This is a genomic window from Citrobacter sp. MGH 55, assembly GCF_016906145.1.
In the GTDB taxonomy this organism is placed as follows: domain Bacteria; phylum Pseudomonadota; class Gammaproteobacteria; order Enterobacterales; family Enterobacteriaceae; genus Citrobacter_A; species Citrobacter_A amalonaticus.
Window position 1 is genome coordinate 3,175,702 of the sequence record NZ_CP070239.1, and the last position, 21,218, is coordinate 3,196,919.

Below are 21,218 nucleotides of genomic sequence, written 5' to 3' on the forward strand. Positions count from 1 at the left end.
TCGCGATAGCCCGAAAAAAGCGATCACCCTGATACTGGCGACACTACTCGGTGGAATGATTGGTGCCGGCGTGGTACTGGGGCGTAACGCGCTGCGTAACTACAAGCCAAAAGCGCAGTAACATTACCCCCTCAATAAAAAACCGGGCCAGTTGAACTGACCCGGTTTTTTTACGCCTTACGATCACTGATGGCGCTTGCGCAGGTTCTCAATGACTGTCGTCAGGTTGAGATCCTGATCCTGCAGCAGGACCAACAGGTGATACATCAAATCCGATGCTTCGTTGGTCAGTTCGAATTTGTCATGTACCGTGGCTGCCAGCGCGGTTTCGACACCTTCTTCACCCACTTTTTGTGCGATGCGCTTGGTGCCGCTGGCATACAGTTTCGCGGTATAGGAACTTGCCGGGTCGGCTGTTTTGCGTTCAGCGAGTAGCTGTTCAAGTTGATACAAGAACAGCCACTGATGACTGGTCTCGCCGAAGCAGCTACTGGTGCCTTTGTGACAGGTGGGTCCGACAGGATTCACCAGCACCAGCAGGGTATCGTTATCACAGTCTGGCGCAATGCTGACCACGTTCAGAAAGTTGCCCGACGTCTCGCCTTTGGTCCACAGACGCTGTTTGGTGCGTGAGAAAAAGGTGACTTTGCCGGTTGCAAGGGTTTTATCCAGCGCGTCTGGGTTCATATAGCCCAGCATCAACACTTCACCGGACACCGCGTGTTGTACGACGGCGGGCATCAGTCCGTCGGTTTTTTCCCAGTCCAGTTGGCTGCGTTGTTGCTCTGTTAACATATCCTGATCTCCACGCCCTGCGTTGCCAGGTACGCTTTTAATTCACCAATATTGATTATCTGTTTGTGGAAGACGGAGGCGGCAAGCGCGCCATCGACATCGGCATCGCGGAAAGCCTCGAGGAAGTGTTCCATGGTTCCCGCACCGCCGGACGCAATCAGCGGTACGCGGCAAACGTCACGTACCTTTTTCAACTGTTCGAGGTCGTAACCGTTACGCACGCCGTCCTGGTTCATCATGTTGAGGACGATTTCTCCGGCACCGCGCTTTTGCACTTCCTGTACCCAGTCGAGAGTTTCCCAGGTGGTAACGCGGGTGCGGCTTTCGTCGCCGGTATACTGATTGACATGGTATTTACCGGTTTCAGCGTCGTACCAGGTATCAATACCCACCACAATACACTGTACGCCAAAGCGGTCTGCCAGACGGGTAATCAGCGTCGGGTCAGCCAGCGCTGGCGAATTGATGGAGATTTTGTCTGCACCAAACGAGAGAATTTTGCCCGCGTCGTCAACCGACTTGATCCCGCCCGCTACGCAGAAAGGAATGTCGATCACTTCCGCGACGCGCGAAACCCAGCTTTTATCGACCACACGACCATCGCTGGACGCGGTAATATCGTAAAACACCAGTTCATCGGCACCTTCATCGGCGTAGCGTTTCGCCAGCGGGACGATGTCGCCGATGATTTCGTGATTACGGAACTGCACGCCTTTCACGACCTGACCATCGCGAACGTCGAGGCAAGGGATTATACGTTTTGCCAGCATTGGATCGCCTCCTTAACGGTGAATTTGCCTTCCAGCAGCGCACGCCCGACGATCACGCCGCGCACGCCGGTTCCGCGCAGGGCCGCAACGTCATTGATGTCGCCAATGCCACCGGAGGATTGAAAGGCAATTTGCGGGTATTTTGCACAGACTTCTTCATACAAGGAGACATTCGAGCCCGCCAGCGTGCCATCGCGAGAAATATCCGTACAGAGCACATGTTTCAGGCCCTCTGGCAGATAGGTTTCGACCAGTTCTTCGAGCGAAACGCCGGAGTTTTCCTGCCAGCCGCTCACCGCCACCTGTTTGTTTCCTTGCACATCTATGCGTACGTCGAGCGCCAACACCAGGGCATCAGCGCCAAAACGCGCGAACCAGCCTTTCACCATGTCTGGCGACTTTACCGCCGTGGAGCCAACCACCACACGAGCGACACCCGCTGCCAGCAGGGCCGCAACGTCGTCTTCAGTACGTACGCCGCCGCCGACCTGGACCGGTACGTTCACGCCAGCTACCAGGGTTTTTATCAGCGGGATCTGTCGTTTCGCCGGATCTTTCGCGCCGGTTAAGTCAACCAGGTGTAACACCTCGGCACCCTGCGCTGCGTAATCCTGTAAACGCGGTAGTGGGTCGGTGCCATAATCGCGCTGCTGTGCATAATCACCCTGATGGAGACGCACGACGGTGCCGTCGATCAAATCTAAAGCCGGAATAATCATCACATCTCCAGAAAGTTTTTCAGCAACTGTGCGCCAGCGGCACCCGAACGCTCCGGGTGGAACTGCACGCCAAAGAAGTTATCTTTTTGTACGGCGGCGGTGAACGGTTCGCCGTAGTGGCATTGGGCGATGGTCCACGGATTGACCGGCATGGCATAGCTGTGCACAAAATAGAAATACGCGCCGTCTTCAATGCCCTGGAATAACCGGTTGCCTGCCTGCGGGTAGACGCGGTTCCAGCCCATATGCGGCAGCGGTAAACCGAAATCGGTCATCTTCGGTACGTCCTGATCGACGATGCCCAGCAGGTCGACGCCGTTCGTCTCCTCACTTCGCCGCCCCAGAATTTGCATTCCGAGGCAAATGCCCAGCACTGGCTGCGTGCAAGCTTTTATCAGCTCGATCAGTTCGCGCTCGCGTAACTGGTCCATTGCTGCCTGCGCCGTACCGACGCCGGGGAGAAAAAGTTTATCGGCCATTAACACCACGTCCGGGTCGCGGCTGACCACCGGATCATAACCGTGACGCGCGACTGCGGATTTCACCGAGTTCAGGTTGGCGCAGCCGGTGTCGAGGATCACCACGTTCATCACAGCACTCCTTTGGAGGAGGGAAGGGTATCACCCTCAACGCGAATGGCCTGGCGCAGGGTACGGCCGAAAGCTTTGAACAGACTCTCCACGCGATGATGGTCGTTTTTACCTTTGGTTTTCAGATGCAGCGTCACGCCCATGGTGTAGGAGAGTGATCGGAAGAAGTGTTCGATCATCTCGGTACTCAGATCGCCGACGCGCTGATAGGTGAACTCGGCACGGTATTCGAGGTGCGGACGCCCGGAGATATCCAGCGCACAGCGCGCCAGGCATTCGTCCATCGGCAGCACAAAGCCAAAACGGTTGATACCGCGCTTATCGCCGAGCGCCAGTTTTAACGCTTCGCCCAGCGCCAGACCGGTGTCTTCCACGGTGTGGTGATCGTCGATGTAAAGATCGCCTTTGACGGTAATCTCCATGCGGAACCCGCCGTGTGTCGCAATTTGATCGAGCATATGGTCGAAGAAGCCGACGCCGGTGTTAATTTTGCTGCCGCCTTCGCAGTCCAGCCACACTTTGACGTCAATCTGCGTCTCTTTGGTGACGCGCTCAACGTGGGCATAGCGATCGCGTTTCGTCAGTTGCTCGCCGATTGCCGTCCAGTTCAGCGTCTCGCGATGGTAACGGAGCCCGGTAATCCCCATGTTTTCAGCCAACTGGATATCGGTAACGCGATCGCCAATCACGTAGCTGTTGGCGCTGTCCATCGCCTGCTCAGCGAGATAGCGTTCAACCAGCTTCACTTTCGGCTTACGGCAGTCGCACTCATCTGCAGGCAAATGCGGGCAGATCAGCACTTCATCAAACTGCACGCCCTGAGAGGTCAGGATTTGCATCATCAGATTATGCGGGCCGTCGAAATCGGCTTGCGGGAAGCTTTGCGTTCCCAGACCGTCCTGATTAGTGATCATCACCAGCTTAAAGCCCGCGTTTTGCAGCTTCAGCAGCACCGGCACTACGTCGGGCTCGAAGGCGAGTTTGTCAAAGCGATCCACCTGGAAATCGCTCGGCGGTTCGGAAATCAGGGTTCCATCACGATCGATAAAGAGATACTTCTGGCTCATACTTGCTCCGCACGTAAAGCGTCAATGACGCGCTGGCTTTCTTCACGGGTACCAACAGTAATACGCAGACAGCCGCTTAAAGAAGGTTGCTTGTTCTGGTCTCGTAAGATAATGCCCTGATCCCACAAAGATTTAAATACGCTACTGGAGGCGGTAAAGCGCGCCAGAATGTAGTTGGTTTCGGAGTCAAAAACCTGTTCAACGCAGGCAATCTCTTTAAGCGCCTTCACCAGGTACTGACGCTCAAGCAGGATCTGCGCCACGCGTTCGCGCATAGCATTGACGCCTTGCGGGCTCAGCGCTTGTTCGGCAATGTCGGCAACAGGGGTAGAAAGCGGGTAGGGCGCGATCACTTTCAACAACAGGTTAATCACCTCCTCATTCGCCAGCGTAAAGCCGCAGCGCAGACCAGCGAGGGCAAACGCCTTGGACAGCGTGCGCAGAATGACGAGGTTAGGATACTCAGAAAGCCAACCCGCCAGCGTTGCCTGCGGGCAAAACTCGATATAGGCCTCGTCGGCGACCACAATGGCTTTGCCACGTGTCAGTTCCAGCAGCGTGCGCAGATCCTGCGGGTTAATCAGTTGTCCGGTGGGGTTATTGGGACTGCACACGTAAACCACCTTCACGCCATTCAGATTGTCAGAAATGGCCTGCATATCCAGTTGCCAGTCGGCGAGCGCCGGTACGGTACGGCATTCGACGCCAATGGTTTCGGCGCTGACGCTATACATCCCATAGGTGGGCGGGCAGAAGAGAATCGCGTCTTTCCCCGGTTCGCAGAAGGCGCGAATAAGCAGCTCAATGCCTTCATCTGCGCCACGACTGACCAGTACCTGCTCCGGTTTAACTCCGGCGTACTGCGCATAATTTTCAATCACCGCTTTCGGCTGGCATTCCGGGTAACGGTTCAACGTTTGTCGGGTGAGTTGATATTCAACCGCCGTCGGGAATTCGTTGGCATTGAGCCAGACGTCGCCGTTGCCGCCCAGACGACGAGCAGATTGATACGGCGTCAGATTGCGGACGTTTTCACGGGCTAAGTCGGTGACGCTGAACGTGTTTTCAGTGCTCATGCTTGCTCCTTCAGGGCGTTAACGCGCAGGGTGACGGCATTTTTGTGAGCGGTCAGGCGTTCCGCCGCCGCCAGTGTCTCGATGGTTGAAGCCAGCGCGGAGAATCCCGCTTTCGACAGTTCCTGAACCGTCATGCGCTTCTGAAAATCCGCCAGCCCGAGGCTGGAACAGGTGGCGGTATAGCCGTAGGTCGGCAGCACGTGGTTAGTCCCGGAGGCGTAATCGCCCGCTGATTCCGGCGACCAGTCACCGAGGAACACCGAACCGGCACTGGTGATGTCATCAACCAGCTCGCGGGCATGACGGGTTTGAATAATCAGGTGCTCAGGTCCATAGAGGTTAGAGATGGCAATACACTGCGCCAAATCTTTCGTCACGATTAATCGACTGGCGCTGAGCGCCTGACGCGCCGTTTCTGCGCGCGGGAGTTCAGCCAGTTGACGTTCAACGGCTTCGGCAACGCGACGGGCGATGTCGGCATCTGGGGTCAGCAGAATGACCTGGGAATCCGGACCGTGTTCCGCTTGCGAAAGCAGATCGGAGGCGACGAAATCCGGCGTGGCGCCGCTGTCGGCAATCACCAGTACTTCGGACGGTCCGGCTGGCATATCAATCGCCGCGCCGTCAAGACGCTGGCTCACCTGACGCTTCGCTTCGGTCACAAATGCGTTTCCAGGGCCAAAAATTTTGTCTACTTTCGGCACGGATTCGCTGCCAAACGCCAGCGCGGCAATGGCCTGTGCACCGCCAACATTAAAGACTTCCTGCACACCGCACAGCTGCGCCGCGTAGAGAATTTCATCGGCAATCGGCGGCGGGGAACACAGCACCACCTTCTTACAGCCCGCAATACGTGCCGGGGTGGCGAGCATCAGCACGGTAGAAAAGAGCGGGGCGGATCCGCCGGGAATATACAAACCGACGGATGCCACCGGACGCGTCACCTGCTGGCAGCGGACGCCTGGCTGGGTTTCCACATCAACGATCGGTAATTGTTGCGCGTTGTGGAAGGTTTCAATGTTTTGCACCGCGACAGCCATCGCCTGTTTGAGATCGTCGCTTAGTCGTGCACTGGCGGCGGCTATCTCTGCTGTGGTCACCTTCAGCGCCGCAACCTCGGTTTTATCAAACTTCGCGCTGTACTCGCGCAAGGCGTCATCGCCACGTGTTTTGACGTTATTCAGAATCTCGCTCACGGTGCGGATGATGCTGTCAGACGCGGAAATCGCCGGGCGCGTCAGTAATTCACGCTGCTGCTCAGGGGAACAGGCGTTCCAGTTAATGATTGTGCTAAAGCTCATGGCCATCACTCCATCATCTTCTCAATCGGCAGCACCAGAATCGAGCTGGCGCCGAGCGCTTTCAGTTTTTCCATCGTCTCCCAGAACAGAGTTTCGCTGCTGACCATGTGCATCGCCACGCGTTGCTGATCGCCAGCCAGCGGCAGAATAGTCGGGCGTTCGGCGCCAGGCAGCAGCGCGATGACCTCTTCCAGACGCTCGCTTGGCGCGTGCATCATGATGTATTTCGATTCGCGAGCCTGGATAACGCCCTGAATACGGGTCAGCAGCTTATCGACCAGTTGCTGCTTGGCGTCGGTCATCTCACCGTCACGCTGGATCAGACAGGCTTTAGAACGGTAAATCACTTCGACTTCGCGCAGCCCGTTGGCTTCCAGGGTCGCGCCGGTCGAGACCAGATCGCAGATGGCATCGGCGAGGCCCGCGCGCGGAGCCACTTCCACAGAACCGTTCAGCAAGCAGGATTTAAAAGAGACGCCTTTCTGGTCGAGATAACGTTTGAGCAGGTGCGGATAAGAGGTGGCGATGCGCTTGCCATCCAGCGCGGCGGGGCCATCCCAGGCTTCATCCACCGGTGTTGCCAGGGAAAGGCGGCAACCGCCAAAGTCGAGGCGACGCAACGTAAAGTAGCGAGGATCTTCACCCTGGGCGCGGCGGTTCAGCAGTTCTTCTTCCAGAACGTTCTCACCGATGATGCCCAGGTCAACCACGCCGTCCATCACCAGACCGGGGATATCGTCGTCACGCACACGCAGAATATCAATTGGCATATTCTCTGCCATCGCAATCAGGCGCTGAGTGTGTAAATTAATTTTAATCCCACAGCGGGCGAGTAATTCGCGTGAGTCATCGCTCAAACGACCTGATTTCTGAATAGCTATGCGTAAACGGCTGTTGTCTAACATTCTCTTTTCCTCTTTATCCTGTCTGAACCTGTCTGAATTTCGCGCCAAAAAAAAGCCCCCGGAAGATGATCTTCCGGGGGCTTTCTCATGCGTTCATGCACCACTGGAAGATCTGAATGTCTCCCAGCACACATCGCCTGAAAGACTAGTCAGGATGATGGTGATGATGGTGATGTTTAAATTGAACGCGTGTCATAAAATTCTCGATGAATGCTTATTCATGTGATGCCTTTTAACCTAAACCACTTTAACGTCTTAAAGCAAGCGCTTTTTTTAATTCCTATTTATAGTATGAATTGTCAGTCTTAAAGCGCTGGCGTAGCCTTATAGACATAGTGCTGGAGTCAGGAGAAAACGGATGAAAAAGGTCGCAGTTGTCGGTTTAGGATGGTTAGGCATGCCGCTGGCGATGTCGCTCGCTGCCAGAGGCTGGCAGGTGACGGGGAGCAAAACCACCCAGGATGGCGTGGAAGCGGCCAGAATGAGCGGGATCGAAGGATATCCGCTACGGCTCGAGCCTGAATTGGTGTGTGAAACAGACGATCTGGATGCGCTGATGGATGTCGATGCGCTGGTGATTACCTTACCGGCTCGACGCAGCGGTCCGGGAGAAGACTTCTATTTGCAGGCGATGCAGGAGCTGGTGGACAGCGCGCTGGCGTATCGTATTCCGCGCATTATCTTTACCAGTTCGACCTCCGTCTATGGTGATGTCCAGGGGACGGTAAAAGAGGGAACCCCGCGCAATCCGGTCACCGCCAGCGGCCGTGTGTTAAAAGAGCTGGAAGACTGGCTGCATAATTTACCGGGTACCTCGGTTGATATCTTGCGACTGGCCGGGTTGGTAGGGCCGGGGCGTCATCCAGGCCGCTTCTTCGCGGGCAAAACCGCGCCTGACGGCGAACATGGCGTCAATCTGGTGCATCTGGAAGATGTGATTGCCGCCATTACGCTGCTGTTACAGGCACCGAAAGGGGGACACATCTATAATATATGTGCGCCTTCGCATCCTGCACGCAATGTGTTTTATCCGCAGATGGCGCGTCTGTTGGGAATGGAGCCGCCGCAGTTCCGCGATTCTGCAGATAACGGTAAAGGTAAAATTATCGATGGCAGCCGGATTTGTAATGAGCTTGGGTTTGAATACCAGTATCCCGATCCGCTGGTGATGCCGTTGGAGTAATGCATACCGCCAGCAGTTAGTCGCCATACAACGCAAGGGGGCGTGTATGAAACCACTGCTGGACGTGCTCATCATCCTTGATGCCCTTGAGAAAGAGGGCAGCTTCGCGGCGGCGTCCGCCAAACTGTATAAGACGCCGTCAGCTCTCAGCTATACCGTCCATCGTCTGGAAAGCGACCTCAACATTCAGATTCTCGATCGCAGTGGCCATCGCGCCCGGTTCACGCGCACGGGGCAAATGCTGTTAGAGAAAGGGCGAGAAGTTCTGCATACCGTGCGGGAACTGGAAAAGCAGGCGATAAAACTCCATGAAGGCTGGGAAAATGAACTGGTGATCGGCGTGGACGATACCTTTCCTTTTTCCCTGCTCGCCCCCCTGATTGAATCCTTTTATCAGCACCACAGCGTCACGCGCCTGAAATTCATTAACGGTGTGTTGGGGGGATCGTGGGATGCGCTGATCCAGGGCAGGGCGGATATTATTGTTGGCGCGATGCATGAACCTCCTTCATCCAGCGACTTTAGCGTTGCGCGCCTGGGTGAGCTGGAGCAGATTTTTGCCGTTGCGCCACACCATCCGCTGGCTGAAGAAGCCGAGCCGCTGAGCCGCAGTACCATCAAACGCTATCGCGCGATTGTGGTCGGCGACAGTTCGCCTCTCGCTGCTGCAGCGGCGACGCAACTGCTTGACGATCAAGAGGCAATCACCGTCTTCGATTTTAAAACCAAACTGGAACTGCAAATCAGCGGTCTGGGATGCGGTTATCTTCCGCGTTATCTGGCGCAGCGCTTCCTGGAAAGTGGGGCGCTGATCGAGAAAAAAGTGGCGGCGCAAATTCTCTTTGAACCAGTATGGATGGGGTGGAATGAGCAGACGGCGGGACTCGCCAGCGCCTGGTGGCGGGATGCGATTTTAGCAAATAGTGCTATTGCGGGGATCTATAAAAAAGACGATAGCGAAAAATCAAACATTTAAGAAAAAATAGTTCGCGACAAGCTACTCATTCTCTTGTCTTTTCGCCTCATTTTAGTGCACAATGCGCCGCTTGCAAAAAATGACATTAACCGACGTTTTAATACGCGTCGGTTATTTTTTTGCATCAAACCAATCATTCATACAAAGAGGCCGGGCTTCGTACCGGATAGATATTTACTAAAAACCGACAGTTGTTGTCGCTGAGGAATCCAGAAGATGGGGCAATTTTTTGCTTACGCGACGGCATTCGCCGTAAAGGGGAATGACCATGTCGCATAACGCTACTCCAAAAACCTCTCGCGTGGAATTGCGTAAAACGCTTACGCTGATTCCGGTTGTCATGATGGGCCTTGCCTATATGCAGCCAATGACGCTGTTCGATACGTTTGGTATCGTTTCAGGCCTCACTGACGGTCACGTTGCAACGGCGTATGCCTTTGCGCTGGTCGCTATTCTCTTTACTGCGTTGAGCTACGGTAAACTGGTTCGCCGTTTCCCGTCCGCTGGCTCGGCGTATACCTATGCCCAGAAATCCATTAGTCCGACCGTCGGCTTTATGGTTGGTTGGTCATCTCTGCTGGACTACCTGTTCATGCCGATGATCAACATCCTGTTGGCAAAAATTTACTTTGAAGCGCTGGTGCCGTCCGTACCGTCGTGGATCTTTGTTGTTGCGCTGGTGGCCTTTATGACCATCTCCAATCTGCGCAGCATCAAGACCGTGGCAAACTTCAATACCCTGATTGTGATCCTGCAGATGGGCATTGTGGCGGTGATTGTTGGTCTGATCATCTACGGCGTTTCGAACGGTGAAGGTGCGGGTACGCTGACCAGCACGCGTCCGTTCTGGTCGGAAGGCGCACACGTCGTGCCAATGATTACCGGAGCAACGATTCTGTGCTTCTCGTTCCTGGGCTTTGACGGTATCTCTTCGCTGTCTGAAGAGACCAAAGATGCAGAGCGCGTGATCCCGAAGGCTATCTTCCTGACGGCGCTGATTGGCGGCCTGGTATTCATCGGTGCCTCTTACTTCCTGCAGCTGTACTTCCCGGATATCTCTCGCTTTAAGGATCCGGATGCCTCTCAGCCTGAAATCATGCTGTATGTGGCGGGTAAAACCTTCCAGTGGGGCGTGCTGATTTTCTCCAGCGTGACCGTTCTGGCGTCCGGTATGGCGGCACACGCAGGCGTCTCTCGTCTGATGTACGTGATGGGCCGTGACGGCGTATTCCCGACGCGCTTCTTTGGTTACATTCATCCGAAGTGGCGTACCCCGGCATGGAACGTGCTGCTGGTGGGGGCAATTGCGCTGATGGCGATTAAATTTGACCTGGTGACGGCGACGGCGCTGATCAACTTCGGTGCGCTGGTGGCGTTTACCTTCGTGAACCTGTCTGTGATTTCACAGTTCTGGATCCGCGAAAAACGCAACAAGACGCTGAAAGACCACTTCAACTATCTGGTGCTGCCGGTATGTGGCGCGCTGACTGTTGGGGCGCTGTGGATCAACCTGGAAGAGAGCTCTATGGTTCTGGGGCTGATCTGGGCCGGTATTGGTCTGGTGTATCTGGCCTGCGTGACCAAAAGTTTCCGCAACCCGGTTCCGCAGTACGAAGATATCGCCCAGTAACTCATAAGGTTTGTAGACCCGGTAAGCGAAGCGACACCGGGCAGGAAGCCGGAGTTAACCACTCCGGCTTTTTTTATGTCGCTGGTTTATTTCCCGTCATTATTCATAACCATTCGTTCTAAATTAGAGAATTTCGTTATTGGTTCCCGGCCGCATGCTCAGGAATAATTTCCTGATTGATATTCTTCAGGCTAATGAATTTATGTTTTCAATGATCTTAAGCGGGGTTATCTGTGGCGCGCTGTTGGGCTTTGTGATGCAACGTGGTCGATTCTGCCTGACCGGCGGTTTCCGCGACATGTATATCGCTAAAAACAACCGTATGTTTTATGCGCTGCTGATTGCGATTTCCGTGCAGAGCGTCGGTGCCTTTGCGCTGATTCAGGCGGGGGTGATTCGTTACGATGCGGGCGCGTTCCCGTGGCTCGGTACTGTTGTTGGCGGTTATATCTTCGGGATTGGAATTGTCTATGCGGGCGGATGTGCCACCGGAACCTGGTATCGTGCGGGTGAGGGGCTGATCGGCAGCTGGATAGCACTGGCGACCTACATGGTGATGAGTGCGATAATGCGTTCGCCCCATGCCAGCGGTTTAAACCAGACGCTAAAAACGTACAGCACGGAGCACAACTCCATTGCTGACACGCTGAACCTTTCCGTCTGGCCGCTGATCGCCGTTCTGCTGGTGGTGACGCTCTGGGTAGTCAGTAAAGAACTGAAAAAGCCAAAGCTGAAAGTCGCCTCTTTGCCGCCGCGTCGTACCGGGCTTGCACATATTTTGTTTGAAAAACGCTGGCATCCGTTCGTGACGGCGGTACTGATTGGTCTTATCGCGCTGCTGGCCTGGCCGCTGAGCGAAGCTACCGGGCGTATGTTTGGGCTCGGGATCACCTCGCCGACGGCTAACATTCTGCAGTTCCTGGTGGCGGGAGACAGCAAATTCCTTAACTGGGGCGTTTTCCTGGTGCTGGGGATTTTCCTTGGTTCGTTCATCGCGGCGAAAGCCAGTCGTGAATTCCGCGTGCGGGCTGCCGATGCGGCAACCACGCTGTGCAGCGGCTTCGGCGGGATCCTGATGGGATTTGGCGCCAGTATTGCCGGTGGTTGCTCTATCGGTAACGGTCTGGTGATGACGGCGATGATGACCTGGCAGGGCTGGATTGGCCTGGTATTTATGATCCTTGGCGTCTGGACCGCGTCATGGATTGTGTTTGTTCGACCGCAGCGTAAAGCCCGTCTGGCAACCGCTGCGGCAAATTAAGCGTAAGGATTAATGATGGCGATTAAAAAACTGGACGTGGTCACACAGGTTTGCCCGTTCCCACTGATTGAAGCAAAAGCCGCGCTGGCTGAAATGGTGAGCGGTGACGAACTGGTAATTGAGTTTGACTGCACACAGGCGACAGAAGCGATCCCACAGTGGGCTGCTGAAGAAGGGCATGCGATTACAGATTATCAGCAGGTTGGCGATGCCGCCTGGAGTATCACCGTCCAGAAAGCGTGATAACAGGCCCTCCGCCGTGGCGCGGAGGGCGATTCTCAGACGATCTCTTCAGCGTACTGCCACAGCGCCTTCAGCAGTACCTGCTTCTCTTTATCATCCGCATATTCCTGATACAACATCTGCAACTCGTCGGCGTAGCGCTGCAAATATTCCGGCGTAAAGACCTGACGACGGTGCTCCAGCCAGCGCTGTTGCTCCGCTTCATCCAGCGTGCCGGGGAAATTACGCGCCCGATAGTTGAACAGCAGTTTCTCAATACGTGGATCGACAAAGGTGATGTCCAGCGCCGGCAGGTTTTGCGGGTCGGTTTCCAGCACAATTTTCATTGCCGCACGGTCAGCATCGCTAAAGAAACCATTATAAAGCTGGGCATCGACGTTGTCAGACGACGTGAACGGCTCGGCTTCGGCAAAGATGGCGACCACTTTGTCACGCACCTGCGGATTTTCACGCAGGACTTTCAGATTATCGAGACAGTGCTGGCGATTAATCCCAAGACGGTCGGCATCTTCCGGGCGCAGCGTGTTCGCCTGCGCCAGCACCGGGCATTTGTTGATGTGCACCAGCTTCAGCGGCACGGCGGCGGTATCGCCCAGATCGGCTTTGGCGGTGTACAGACGTTCGCGCAGGGTGTCGCTATCCAGTTCCAGCAACGGCGAAATATCACCGGCCAGGTCGACCATGATCACCGCATTACGGTTATCCGGATGCCAGGCCAGCGGTGCAACCCAACTGGTGTTGCCGCGCCATGCGCCAAACATGCCGGAAACATGCACCAGCGGTTTCATTTGCGGCACATCAATCAGCGCGGCCAGCTTGTGCTTATTGCGGTGCGTATAGAGATACTCAAACAGACGCGGCTGCCGTGACTTCACCAGTTGCGCCATCGCAATGGTGGCATAGACATCCGCCATCGCATCGTGCGCGTTGCTGTGCTCAATACCGTTTGCTTTCGTCAGATGCTCCAGGCGAAAGCTGGGGAGGCCGTCGTCATTTTCCGGCCAGTTGATGCCTTCCGGACGCAGGGCGTAGCAAGCGCGCATCACGTCCAGCAGATCCCAGCGCGAATTATCATGCTGCCAGCTCCAGGCGTAGGGATCGTAGAAGTTACGGTACAGCACGTTGCGCGTAACCTCGTCGTCGAAGCGCACGTTGTTGTAGCCAATAATGCAGGTTTTCGGCACCGTAAACAGGGTGTGGATCCGCGCGGCAAACGCAGCTTCATTATCACCTTTCTCTCGTGCTTCCTGCGGGGTGATTCCGGTGACCATCACCGCGCCCGGCTGGGGCAAATAGTCATCCGCCGGTTTGCAGTAAAAAACCTCTGGTTCACCGATGATGTTGAATTCGCTATCGGTACGCAGAGCGGCAAATTGCGCAGGTCTGTCGAGCGCCGGATGTATGCCAAAGGTTTCGTAATCGTGGAAGAGAAAGGTGGGTTGTTGCTTGCCGTCATTCATAAATAAGTGGGTTCCGTGACTTCTGGTTGCGCGCTGCCTGGACTGCACAGAGTACCAAAATTCGGCGTGGTAATCAGCCTGACTCACAGAGAAGAAAGACAGAAAGCGGCTGGAGATAAGGTGCAACGGATCAATCAAACAGGGATCAATGTGCGATAAGTCACATTTTCTTGCAATTATTCCCTGTTCGTTTATCAGAATTTCCGTAAAAAGGACGGCTCTTTTGAAACGTCTGAGGACATGCTGTTGAAACCCCGTCTGTTTATTACCGCTTCTTTACTCGCGATGCATCTCTCTTCTGCACTTGCTGCCGGTACGGCTGACTTTGCGCCACCGCCACCTGGCATTGAAGCCGGTTCATGGGTGCTTATGGATTACACCACGGGGCAAATTCTCACGGCGGGTAATGAACATCAACAGCGCAATCCTGCCAGCCTGACCAAGCTGATGACCGGTTACGTGGTCGATCGCGCCATTGACAGCCAGCGCATTACGCCGGACGACATCGTCACCGTGGGACGCGACGCGTGGGCGAAGGACAACCCGGTGTTCGCCGGATCCTCGTTGATGTTCCTCAAAGAAGGGGACCGGGTGTCCGTGCGCGATTTAAGCCGTGGGTTGATTGTTGATTCCGGTAATGACGCCTGCGTAGCGCTGGCAGATTACATCGCTGGTGGGCAACCGCAGTTTGTCGCGATGATGAACAATTACGTCAAGAAGCTCAATTTGCGGGACACCCATTTTGAGACGGTGCACGGACTGGATGCCCCTGGTCAGCACAGTTCAGCTTACGATCTGGCGGTGTTGTCGCGGGCGATCATTCACGGTGAGCCGGCGTTTTATCACATGTACAGTGAGAAAAGCCTCACCTGGAACGGTATTACCCAGCAAAACCGTAACGGACTGCTGTGGGATAAAACCATGAACGTTGATGGCCTGAAAACCGGGCACACCTCAGGCGCGGGGTTCAATTTGATTGCTTCTGCGGTGGACGGTCAGCGCCGACTGATTGCCGTGGTGATGGGCGCGAATAGCCCAAAAGGGCGTGAGGAGCAGGCACGTAAACTGCTGCACTGGGGACAACAAAATTTCGACACGGTGCAGATCCTGCGCAGCGGTAAGCAGGTCGGAACAGAGCGTATCTGGTACGGTGATAAAGAGAAAATCGCGTTAGGTACCGAACACGATTTCTGGATGGCGCTGCCAAAGGCGGAAATCCCGCACATCAAAGCGAAGTACATCCTGGATAAGAAGGAACTGGAAGCGCCGCTTGCCGCCCATCAACGGGTCGGGGAAATTGAACTCTACGACCGCGACAAACTGGTCGCTCACTGGCCTCTGGTCACGCTGGAAGCCGTCGGTAAGGGAGGCGTCTTCTCCCGTCTGAGTGATTATTTCCATCACAAAGTCTGAATCGTACTGACAGAGACTGGCAGGAGTTCGGTTCCGCTCACATAATAATCACAAAGTACTTGTGACGGCGGTTTAGTCTTCGTTATGCTGTATATAAATACAGTGTAACGATGGAGGCAACATGAATTACGAGATCAGAAACGCTGATAAGCGCACCGTTGCAGGTTTCCACCTGGTGGGACCGTGGGAGCAAACGGTGAAACAAGGCTTTGACCAGTTGATGATGTGGGTCGATGGCAAGCAGGTTGTGGCGCAGGAGTGGATCGCCGTTTACTTCGACAATCCGGATGAAGTGCCCGCCGAAAAACTGCGCTGTAGTACGGTCGTTTCCGTGCCTGCTGATTTTGTCATCCCGGAAAACAGCGAAGGCGTGACGCTCAGCGAAATCGACGGCGGTCAATATGCGACGGCAGTTGCACGCGTCGATAATAATGATTTTGCCACGCCGTGGTATCAGTTCTTCAATAGCCTGATGCAGGACAAGACATATGAAATGGCATGCAAACCCTGCTTTGAAGTCTATCTGAATAACGGTTGCGAAGACGGTTACTGGGATATCGAGATGTATATCGCGGTACAACCAGCCACGAAGTAAGTCTAAAACCAGGCGGACCGGCGCGGAGCGACTACGCTTAGCGAGATGTCCTGTCCGCCACAGTGAACTTCTGCGCGTAAAAACAGGTACAATCATTTTTTGCTTTTCCTGATGGAGTGCATGAGTGCGTGCCGACAAGTCACTGAGTCCATTTGAAATCCGTCTGTATCGCCATTACCGCATTGTGCATGGTATTCGCATTGCACTGGCCTTCATCCTGACTTTTTTGCTTGTTCGTTTATTTAACATTCCGGAAGGGACATGGCCCTTGATTACGCTGGTGGTGATTATGGGGCCGATCTCGTTCTGGGGAAACGTGGTTCCCCGTGCCTGGGAGCGGATTGGTGGTACGATCCTCGGATCGGTGCTGGGTCTGGTGGCGCTGCGTCTTGAGCTATTCTCATTGCCACTGATGCTGCTCTGGTGTGCGGCAGCTATGTTCCTGTGTGGATGGCTCGCGTTAGGAAAAAAACCGTATCAGGCGCTCTTGATTGGCATCACGCTTGCTGTCGTCGTGGGTGCGCCCGCTGGCGATATGGAGACCGCACTCTGGCGCGGCGGCGATGTCATTCTGGGGGCGCTCCTCGCCATGCTGTTCACCGGAATCTGGCCGCAGCGCGCCTTCATTCACTGGCGCATCCAACTGGCGCACTGCGTGACGGCCTATAACCGGGTGTATCAGGCCGCGCTGTCGCCTAATCTGTTAGAACGTCCCCGTCTGGATAAACATCTGCAACAGCTATTAGGTGACGTGGTAAAAATGCGCGGACTTATTACGCCGGCGAGCAAAGAGACGCGCATCCAGAAATCTATTTTTGAAGCCATTCAGACCGTCAATCGTAATCTGGTCTGCATGCTCGAATTGCAGATCAATGCCCTGTGGGCGACCCGTGAAAGCCATTTCGTCATGCTCAATGCCCATACGCTGCGGGAAACGCAGCAAATGACCCAACAGGCGCTGTTGACGATTGCCCATGCCTTGTTCGAAGGTAATCCGCAGCCGATTCTCGCCAACAGCGAAAAACTGAACGAGACCGTTAACGAATTGCGCACGCTGATCCGTCAGCACGATGAACATCATGTGGCTGAAACGCCGATTCATGGCTATGTCTGGTTAAGCCTGGAAACCGCCCGTCAACTGGAGCTGCTGTCGCATCTTATCTGTCGCGCACTGCGCAAATAAAAAGCAGGTAAAGGGAATGCTGCCGTGGCTGCTTCGATTCAGCAAGGAATAAGGGTATGATGGAAACCAGAATGAAGCCATTGTCATTTGCGGCTGCGAAAAGTAATGTTAGCCCTATCGTTTAAACGAATCCGACTCTCACATTATCAGGGGTGTAAAAATGGAAACTACCAAGCCATCTTTCCAGGACGTGCTGGAATTTGTCCGTCTGTTCCGTCGTAAAAACAAACTGCAGCGTGAAATCCAGGACGTTGAGAAAAAGATCCGTGACAACCAGAAACGTGTTCTGCTGCTGGACAACCTGAGCGATTACATCAAGCCGGGGATGAGTGTTGAAGCTATTCAGGGCATCATCGCCAGCATGAAAAGCGACTATGAAGATCGCGTTGATGACTACATCATCAAAAATGCAGAGATCTCTAAAGAACGTCGCGACATCTCCAAAAAGCTGAAAGCGATGGGTGAAATGAAAAACGGCGACGCGAAAGCGGAGTAACGTTTTGCCAGCAGTGAGGATCCGTCAGGCGATCCTCACTGTCGCTTCACGCCACCGCTGACCATTCGCAATAAATGCTGTTCCGGCCAGTGCTTAGTCAGTCTGTTCCTTGCCAGTAACCACTTAACGTAATCAACATCGTGTCGCTGTCTGTCGAGCATCAGTCCGACGACGCTGCCGCTGTGCGCCACGTTCACGCCGTATAAACCACACTCTTCAACCAGCGACAATAGCGCGTCGAAATCCGGCTTTGGCAACAGCATCTGGCTGGCAATAGCGCTCAGCGTCGCCGCTTCTCCCATACGATAAGGATTTTGCTCCGCACAGGCTTCCTGTACTTTTTCCCATGCCCGCTTCAGCGCCGGTGCGCCCGCATGTAAACCCGCCTGCCGGGGAATGCGATGATAATCCGCGGTGCGTAAAGTTTGCGGACTCTCCAGTACGAGAAGATCCAGCGCCGGTTGAGCATCGCAAGGGATTTGCGTCGATGCGTCGTTGTGGTCAAACAGCGTCAGTTGCTGAAAAACGGTGCTGTCCGTCGGTTCCAGCGAGACGCATAGTTGCGCGAGGGTGGACTCATCCAGCTGATGACCCAGATGCTGCGCGGTGGCGACAGCGGTTGCGGCAATATCCGCCGTACTGCTGGCCATGCCCTTGGCAATCGGGATAGTTGAATGGATCGAAACACGGATATCCTGACTCAGGTGGGCAGGGTAGTCCCAGTGTTCAAGAAGTCGGTTGACCATCGCCCGCGAAAGAGGGCGCTCATCCGCCAGAGGGGAACCGGTGCTGACCTCGACGGTGCTGTACCAGTCAACCGGGCAGGAGACCAGTTTCTCGCTGCCCATTATCCAGCCCTGAATAAGTTCTCCGCATGACGCGGGGCACTGCGCAACAGCCACGTTATCACCTTTCTGATCTGCAATCCTCGGCGCATAGTGTCATGGCGATTGCGCTATTACCATGATTTGCCGCAATTTGCGCGGCGCGAACTCAGGCCGACACGGCGATACTTTCTGATTCTGCGAGAGCAATCCGCATCACATCCTGGGCTATCATCAGCTCTTCGTTGGTGTTGATGACCGCCACTTTAACCATGGCGTTTTCCGCCTGAATAAAGGTCGCATTCTGCTGATTCTTCTCTTCGTCTACGATCAGACCCAGGAAGTGCAGATTCTGGCAGATTGCCGCTCTGGCGCGCGCTGAGTTTTCGCCGATACCTCCGGTAAACACCAGCGCATCCAGACCCCCCATCTGCATGATATAGCTGCCAATCGTGGCGCGAATACGCTCTGCAAACAGTGACAGGGCAAGCGCGGCGCGGGGATTTCCGCCGTCAGCAGCCTGCTCAACGTCACGATAATCATGCGAGACGCCTGAAACGCCTAGCAGTCCGGATTCATTGTTCAACAGGTGGTTAAGTTGCTGTGGCGTTTTGCCTTCACGTTGCGCAACCCATGGCAAGATGGACGGGTCGATATCCCCGCTGCGGGTACCCATCATCACGCCGGACTGTGGGGTGAAGCCCATCGAAGTATTAACCGACTTACCGCCTTTAATCGCGCAAATACTGCTGCCATTGCCCAGATGGCAACACACGACCCGCAGCGCGCTAAGCGGGACGCCAAGTTTTTCGGCGAGCGTCGCGCTGACGTACTTATGGCTGGTTCCATGAAAACCGTAGCGACGGATACCAAACTCTGCGTAATACCGCCACGGAAGCGGATAGATATAGGCTGGCTCTTTCAGCGTTTGATGAAACGCGGTATCAAACACGGCAACCGAAGGCACGTCGGGCAGCAACTGGCGAAATACGTTGATGCCGAGCAGGTTAACCGGGTTGTGCAAGGGCGCCAGTTCGGCAAGGCGTTCAATTTCCGCCAGTGATTCATCGGTCACGCGCGCAGAATCTTTAAACGATTCCCCGCCATGCGCTACACGATGGCCGACCCCCTCGATGTCCTGCAGGCTGGTAATAATGCCGTGGCTAATCAGCATTTCGAGAAGCAGGGTCACCGCCTCGCGATGATCGGCAACCGGGGTGGTTTGCTGCCATTTTTGATCCTGCGCTTTCAGGGTGATCCGGGCATCCGGCAGGCCGATACGTTCAATCAGCCCCTGACACAGCAAATCACCCTGCGGCATGTCCAGTAACTGAAATTTAAGGGACGAGCTGCCCGCGTTGATCGCCATTATTTTGTGAGACATGAAGATTCCTTTTGGTTCAGAAAGGCAAACAGTTCATCGAGTCCGGAATGGTTGACGGCGCTGGTCACGAACACACGTTCTGCGCCAGCTTGTTCCAGCCAACCTGTGACCTGCGCAATTTTCTGCGGGTCCGCTAAATCTGATTTGGTCACAACGCCGAACGCCGGTCTGTTCATTGGTGCCGTAAAACCGGGGGAAAAAGGTGACCACTGCGCATCGCTATTGAGCACGAGCGCAATGACATCCGCCTCGCAGGCACTCGCCAGCAGCGCGCTGTAAAGACAGCGGTTTTCCAGATATTCGCCAGGCGTGTCGATGGTTTCGGCAGACCAGACAATCGCCTGCGTTTTCTGATACGCGAGAGCCTCGCCGCGCAGACACTGCGTCAGCGAGGTCTTACCGCACTGGCTGGGGCCAATTAACATCATGCGCTGCATTACGCTATGTCCGCGTGATGGAACAGGTTGTAAAGCGCATCATTTCGCCGAGCGTGCGCGTAACCTGTTTGAGGGCGTATTCCACCGCCGAGACGTCGCCGGTTAACACCACCGCACCGGTGAAACGGTCAAGAAAGCCAATCTCGACCGCACCGGATTTCGTCGCGATGTCGCAGGCAATAATGGATGCTTCACTTGGCGTGATGGTGAGAATGCCAATCGCCGAAACGCTGTCCTGCAACCCCAGCTTCTTGAACAGGTCTTTGCCGGGATTCGCAATCAGATGCGCCAGCGTGACCTGTTTGCCGGGTACGTACTCCTGGATCATGCGATCCGTGGTCGGTTGCCTTTCCATCATCCCTCCACCATCTGACGCCACATCGCTTCGTGCGGGCGAGGGATCACTGAACGATAAACCAGCAGGCCTTTTTCACCCGCGCTCTCACTGGCAACCGCGACCGCGTTGTTGACATCGGAGACATCACCCGCGACCACCATGTAGCATTTGCCTCCGATACCGAACGCCATATGAACGCGCACGAGCGTAACGTTGGACGCCTTCACCGCCCGGTCAGCCGCGCTGATACAGGCTGCTACGCTCCAGGTTTCAACAATCCCCACCGCCTGACGTTTGTCCACGCTGTTCAGTCCGCTAATCGCGGGAAGCACGCTGGCATGAATATTGGGTAACACCAGACTATCGACCAACATCTCGCCAGCGAGCGCATTTCCGGTCTCGATCGCCTGTTGTACTGCGCCGACATCGCCGCCCAGCATGAGCAAAAACTTACCCGGACAAATGGTTTTGCTGACCAGCAGATCCACATTGGCGCTTTTCAGCATGGCATCGCCTGCTTCCATCCCTTTGGCAATGCTGGTGAGTTCTAAAATACCTATGGCCTGAGACATG

At 54.9% G+C, this 21,218-nt stretch carries 25 protein-coding genes, 1 pseudogene and 1 other annotated feature; of the genes and pseudogenes, 11 read left to right on the forward strand and 15 right to left on the reverse strand.

The genetic code is table 11. The features are described 5' to 3' along the window. Nucleotides 1–121, forward strand: a pseudogene (locus JTI98_RS12740) (LPS O-antigen chain length determinant protein WzzB); the annotation flags it as partial. Nucleotides 122–183: 62 nt separating this feature from the next. On the opposite strand, the gene hisIE reads toward JTI98_RS12740, so the two are convergent. The 9 genes from hisIE to hisL form a co-directional block, all read right to left on the reverse strand. Further along, nucleotides 184–795, reverse strand: a complete 612-nt coding sequence (gene hisIE, locus JTI98_RS12745; RefSeq protein WP_044327335.1) for a bifunctional phosphoribosyl-AMP cyclohydrolase/phosphoribosyl-ATP diphosphatase HisIE — start codon at nt 793–795, stop codon at nt 184–186. Next, nucleotides 789–1,565 carry an imidazole glycerol phosphate synthase subunit HisF gene (gene hisF, locus JTI98_RS12750; RefSeq protein WP_216081332.1) on the reverse strand — a complete coding sequence of 259 codons (777 nt, stop codon included), beginning with the start codon at nt 1,563–1,565 and terminating at the stop codon, nt 789–791. Before hisF ends, hisIE begins: the two co-directional genes overlap by 7 nt. Beyond that, nucleotides 1,547–2,284: a 1-(5-phosphoribosyl)-5-[(5-phosphoribosylamino)methylideneamino]imidazole-4-carboxamide isomerase gene (hisA, locus tag JTI98_RS12755; RefSeq protein ID WP_104446689.1), complete on the reverse strand. Its 738-nt coding sequence runs from the start codon at nt 2,282–2,284 to the stop codon at nt 1,547–1,549. Before hisA ends, hisF begins: the two co-directional genes overlap by 19 nt. Continuing rightward, nucleotides 2,284–2,874 carry an imidazole glycerol phosphate synthase subunit HisH gene (gene hisH, locus JTI98_RS12760; protein ID WP_043000211.1) on the reverse strand — a complete coding sequence of 197 codons (591 nt, stop codon included), beginning with the start codon at nt 2,872–2,874 and terminating at the stop codon, nt 2,284–2,286. Before hisH ends, hisA begins: the two co-directional genes overlap by 1 nt. Continuing rightward, nucleotides 2,874–3,941, reverse strand: a complete 1,068-nt coding sequence (hisB, locus tag JTI98_RS12765; protein WP_216081333.1) for a bifunctional histidinol-phosphatase/imidazoleglycerol-phosphate dehydratase HisB — start codon at nt 3,939–3,941, stop codon at nt 2,874–2,876. The genes hisH and hisB overlap by 1 nt, the downstream gene beginning before the upstream one ends. Continuing rightward, nucleotides 3,938–5,017 (reverse strand): histidinol-phosphate transaminase, encoded by a 1,080-nt coding sequence (hisC, locus tag JTI98_RS12770; RefSeq protein WP_043000213.1) that lies wholly within the window; start codon nt 5,015–5,017, stop codon nt 3,938–3,940. The genes hisB and hisC overlap by 4 nt, the downstream gene beginning before the upstream one ends. Beyond that, a complete protein-coding gene (hisD, locus tag JTI98_RS12775; protein WP_216081334.1) occupies nt 5,014–6,318 on the reverse strand; it encodes a histidinol dehydrogenase in 1,305 nt (434 codons plus the stop codon). The genes hisC and hisD overlap by 4 nt, the downstream gene beginning before the upstream one ends. Before the next feature lie 5 nt (nt 6,319–6,323). Next, complete coding sequence (gene hisG / locus JTI98_RS12780) at nt 6,324–7,223, reverse strand: ATP phosphoribosyltransferase (RefSeq protein WP_043000214.1); 900 nt, start codon at nt 7,221–7,223, stop codon at nt 6,324–6,326. Between the two features lie 46 nt (nt 7,224–7,269). After that, nucleotides 7,270–7,393, reverse strand: a sequence feature (His leader region). Further along, complete coding sequence (gene hisL, locus JTI98_RS12785) at nt 7,369–7,419, reverse strand: his operon leader peptide (protein WP_001364200.1); 51 nt, start codon at nt 7,417–7,419, stop codon at nt 7,369–7,371. Its footprint overlaps the feature before it by 25 nt. A gap of 162 nt (nt 7,420–7,581) precedes the next feature. On the opposite strand from hisL, the gene JTI98_RS12790 reads away from it, so the two are divergent. The 6 genes from JTI98_RS12790 (at nt 7,582) to tsuB (ending at nt 12,516) form a co-directional block, all read left to right on the forward strand. Then, the gene (locus JTI98_RS12790) at nt 7,582–8,406 is read left to right on the forward strand and encodes an SDR family oxidoreductase (RefSeq protein ID WP_043000216.1); all 825 of its coding nucleotides are present in this window, start codon (nt 7,582–7,584) and stop codon (nt 8,404–8,406) included. A gap of 46 nt (nt 8,407–8,452) precedes the next feature. Continuing rightward, nucleotides 8,453–9,382: a LysR substrate-binding domain-containing protein gene (locus JTI98_RS12795; protein ID WP_150546983.1), complete on the forward strand. Its 930-nt coding sequence runs from the start codon at nt 8,453–8,455 to the stop codon at nt 9,380–9,382. 216 nt (nt 9,383–9,598) lie between these two features. Next, the gene (gene yoeI, locus JTI98_RS12800; RefSeq protein ID WP_099433339.1) at nt 9,599–9,661 is read left to right on the forward strand and encodes a membrane protein YoeI; all 63 of its coding nucleotides are present in this window, start codon (nt 9,599–9,601) and stop codon (nt 9,659–9,661) included. Further along, nucleotides 9,651–11,012 carry an APC family permease gene (locus tag JTI98_RS12805; RefSeq protein ID WP_044258725.1) on the forward strand — a complete coding sequence of 454 codons (1,362 nt, stop codon included), beginning with the start codon at nt 9,651–9,653 and terminating at the stop codon, nt 11,010–11,012. Before yoeI ends, JTI98_RS12805 begins: the two co-directional genes overlap by 11 nt. 202 nt (nt 11,013–11,214) lie before the next feature. Next, nucleotides 11,215–12,273, forward strand: a complete 1,059-nt coding sequence (gene tsuA, locus JTI98_RS12810; RefSeq protein ID WP_216081335.1) for a thiosulfate utilization transporter TsuA/YeeE — start codon at nt 11,215–11,217, stop codon at nt 12,271–12,273. A gap of 15 nt (nt 12,274–12,288) precedes the next feature. Next, nucleotides 12,289–12,516 carry a thiosulfate utilization sulfurtransferase TsuB/YeeD gene (gene tsuB, locus JTI98_RS12815; protein WP_054176336.1) on the forward strand — a complete coding sequence of 76 codons (228 nt, stop codon included), beginning with the start codon at nt 12,289–12,291 and terminating at the stop codon, nt 12,514–12,516. Nucleotides 12,517–12,551: 35 nt separating this feature from the next. Here the strand turns inward: tsuB and sbcB are convergent, their stop codons facing one another. Further along, nucleotides 12,552–13,976 carry an exodeoxyribonuclease I gene (sbcB, locus tag JTI98_RS12820; RefSeq protein ID WP_216081336.1) on the reverse strand — a complete coding sequence of 475 codons (1,425 nt, stop codon included), beginning with the start codon at nt 13,974–13,976 and terminating at the stop codon, nt 12,552–12,554. A 240-nt stretch (nt 13,977–14,216) separates the two neighbouring features. On the opposite strand from sbcB, the gene dacD reads away from it, so the two are divergent. From dacD to JTI98_RS12840, 4 genes are all read left to right on the forward strand, one after another. Next, a complete protein-coding gene (gene dacD, locus JTI98_RS12825) occupies nt 14,217–15,389 on the forward strand; it encodes a serine-type D-Ala-D-Ala carboxypeptidase DacD (RefSeq protein WP_099433139.1) in 1,173 nt (390 codons plus the stop codon). 121 nt (nt 15,390–15,510) lie between these two features. Continuing rightward, nucleotides 15,511–15,984 carry a DNA gyrase inhibitor SbmC gene (gene sbmC / locus JTI98_RS12830; RefSeq protein ID WP_044327339.1) on the forward strand — a complete coding sequence of 158 codons (474 nt, stop codon included), beginning with the start codon at nt 15,511–15,513 and terminating at the stop codon, nt 15,982–15,984. Between the two features lie 124 nt (nt 15,985–16,108). After that, on the forward strand, nt 16,109–17,167 hold the full coding sequence (locus tag JTI98_RS12835) for an FUSC family protein (RefSeq protein ID WP_044327340.1): 1,059 nt from the start codon (nt 16,109–16,111) through the stop codon (nt 17,165–17,167). Nucleotides 17,168–17,327: 160 nt separating this feature from the next. Then, complete coding sequence (locus JTI98_RS12840) at nt 17,328–17,663, forward strand: DUF496 family protein (protein ID WP_042318175.1); 336 nt, start codon at nt 17,328–17,330, stop codon at nt 17,661–17,663. A gap of 35 nt (nt 17,664–17,698) precedes the next feature. Here JTI98_RS12840 and JTI98_RS12845 read toward each other — a convergent pair whose 3' ends face one another. The 5 genes from JTI98_RS12845 to pduT form a co-directional block, all read right to left on the reverse strand. Further along, complete coding sequence (locus tag JTI98_RS12845; RefSeq protein ID WP_216081337.1) at nt 17,699–18,565, reverse strand: L-threonine kinase; 867 nt, start codon at nt 18,563–18,565, stop codon at nt 17,699–17,701. A 91-nt stretch (nt 18,566–18,656) separates the two neighbouring features. Then, nucleotides 18,657–19,871, reverse strand: coding sequence for an acetate/propionate family kinase (locus tag JTI98_RS12850; RefSeq protein WP_216081338.1), 1,215 nt, complete (start codon nt 19,869–19,871; stop codon nt 18,657–18,659). Next, nucleotides 19,856–20,308, reverse strand: coding sequence for a EutP/PduV family microcompartment system protein (pduV, locus tag JTI98_RS12855; protein WP_044257562.1), 453 nt, complete (start codon nt 20,306–20,308; stop codon nt 19,856–19,858). The genes JTI98_RS12850 and pduV overlap by 16 nt, the downstream gene beginning before the upstream one ends. Before the next feature lie 4 nt (nt 20,309–20,312). After that, nucleotides 20,313–20,663, reverse strand: a complete 351-nt coding sequence (pduU, locus tag JTI98_RS12860) for a propanediol utilization microcompartment protein PduU (protein ID WP_042318179.1) — start codon at nt 20,661–20,663, stop codon at nt 20,313–20,315. Further along, nucleotides 20,663–21,217 carry a propanediol utilization microcompartment protein PduT gene (gene pduT, locus JTI98_RS12865; RefSeq protein ID WP_043000226.1) on the reverse strand — a complete coding sequence of 185 codons (555 nt, stop codon included), beginning with the start codon at nt 21,215–21,217 and terminating at the stop codon, nt 20,663–20,665. The genes pduU and pduT overlap by 1 nt, the downstream gene beginning before the upstream one ends. Nucleotide 21,218 lies beyond the last annotated feature (1 nt).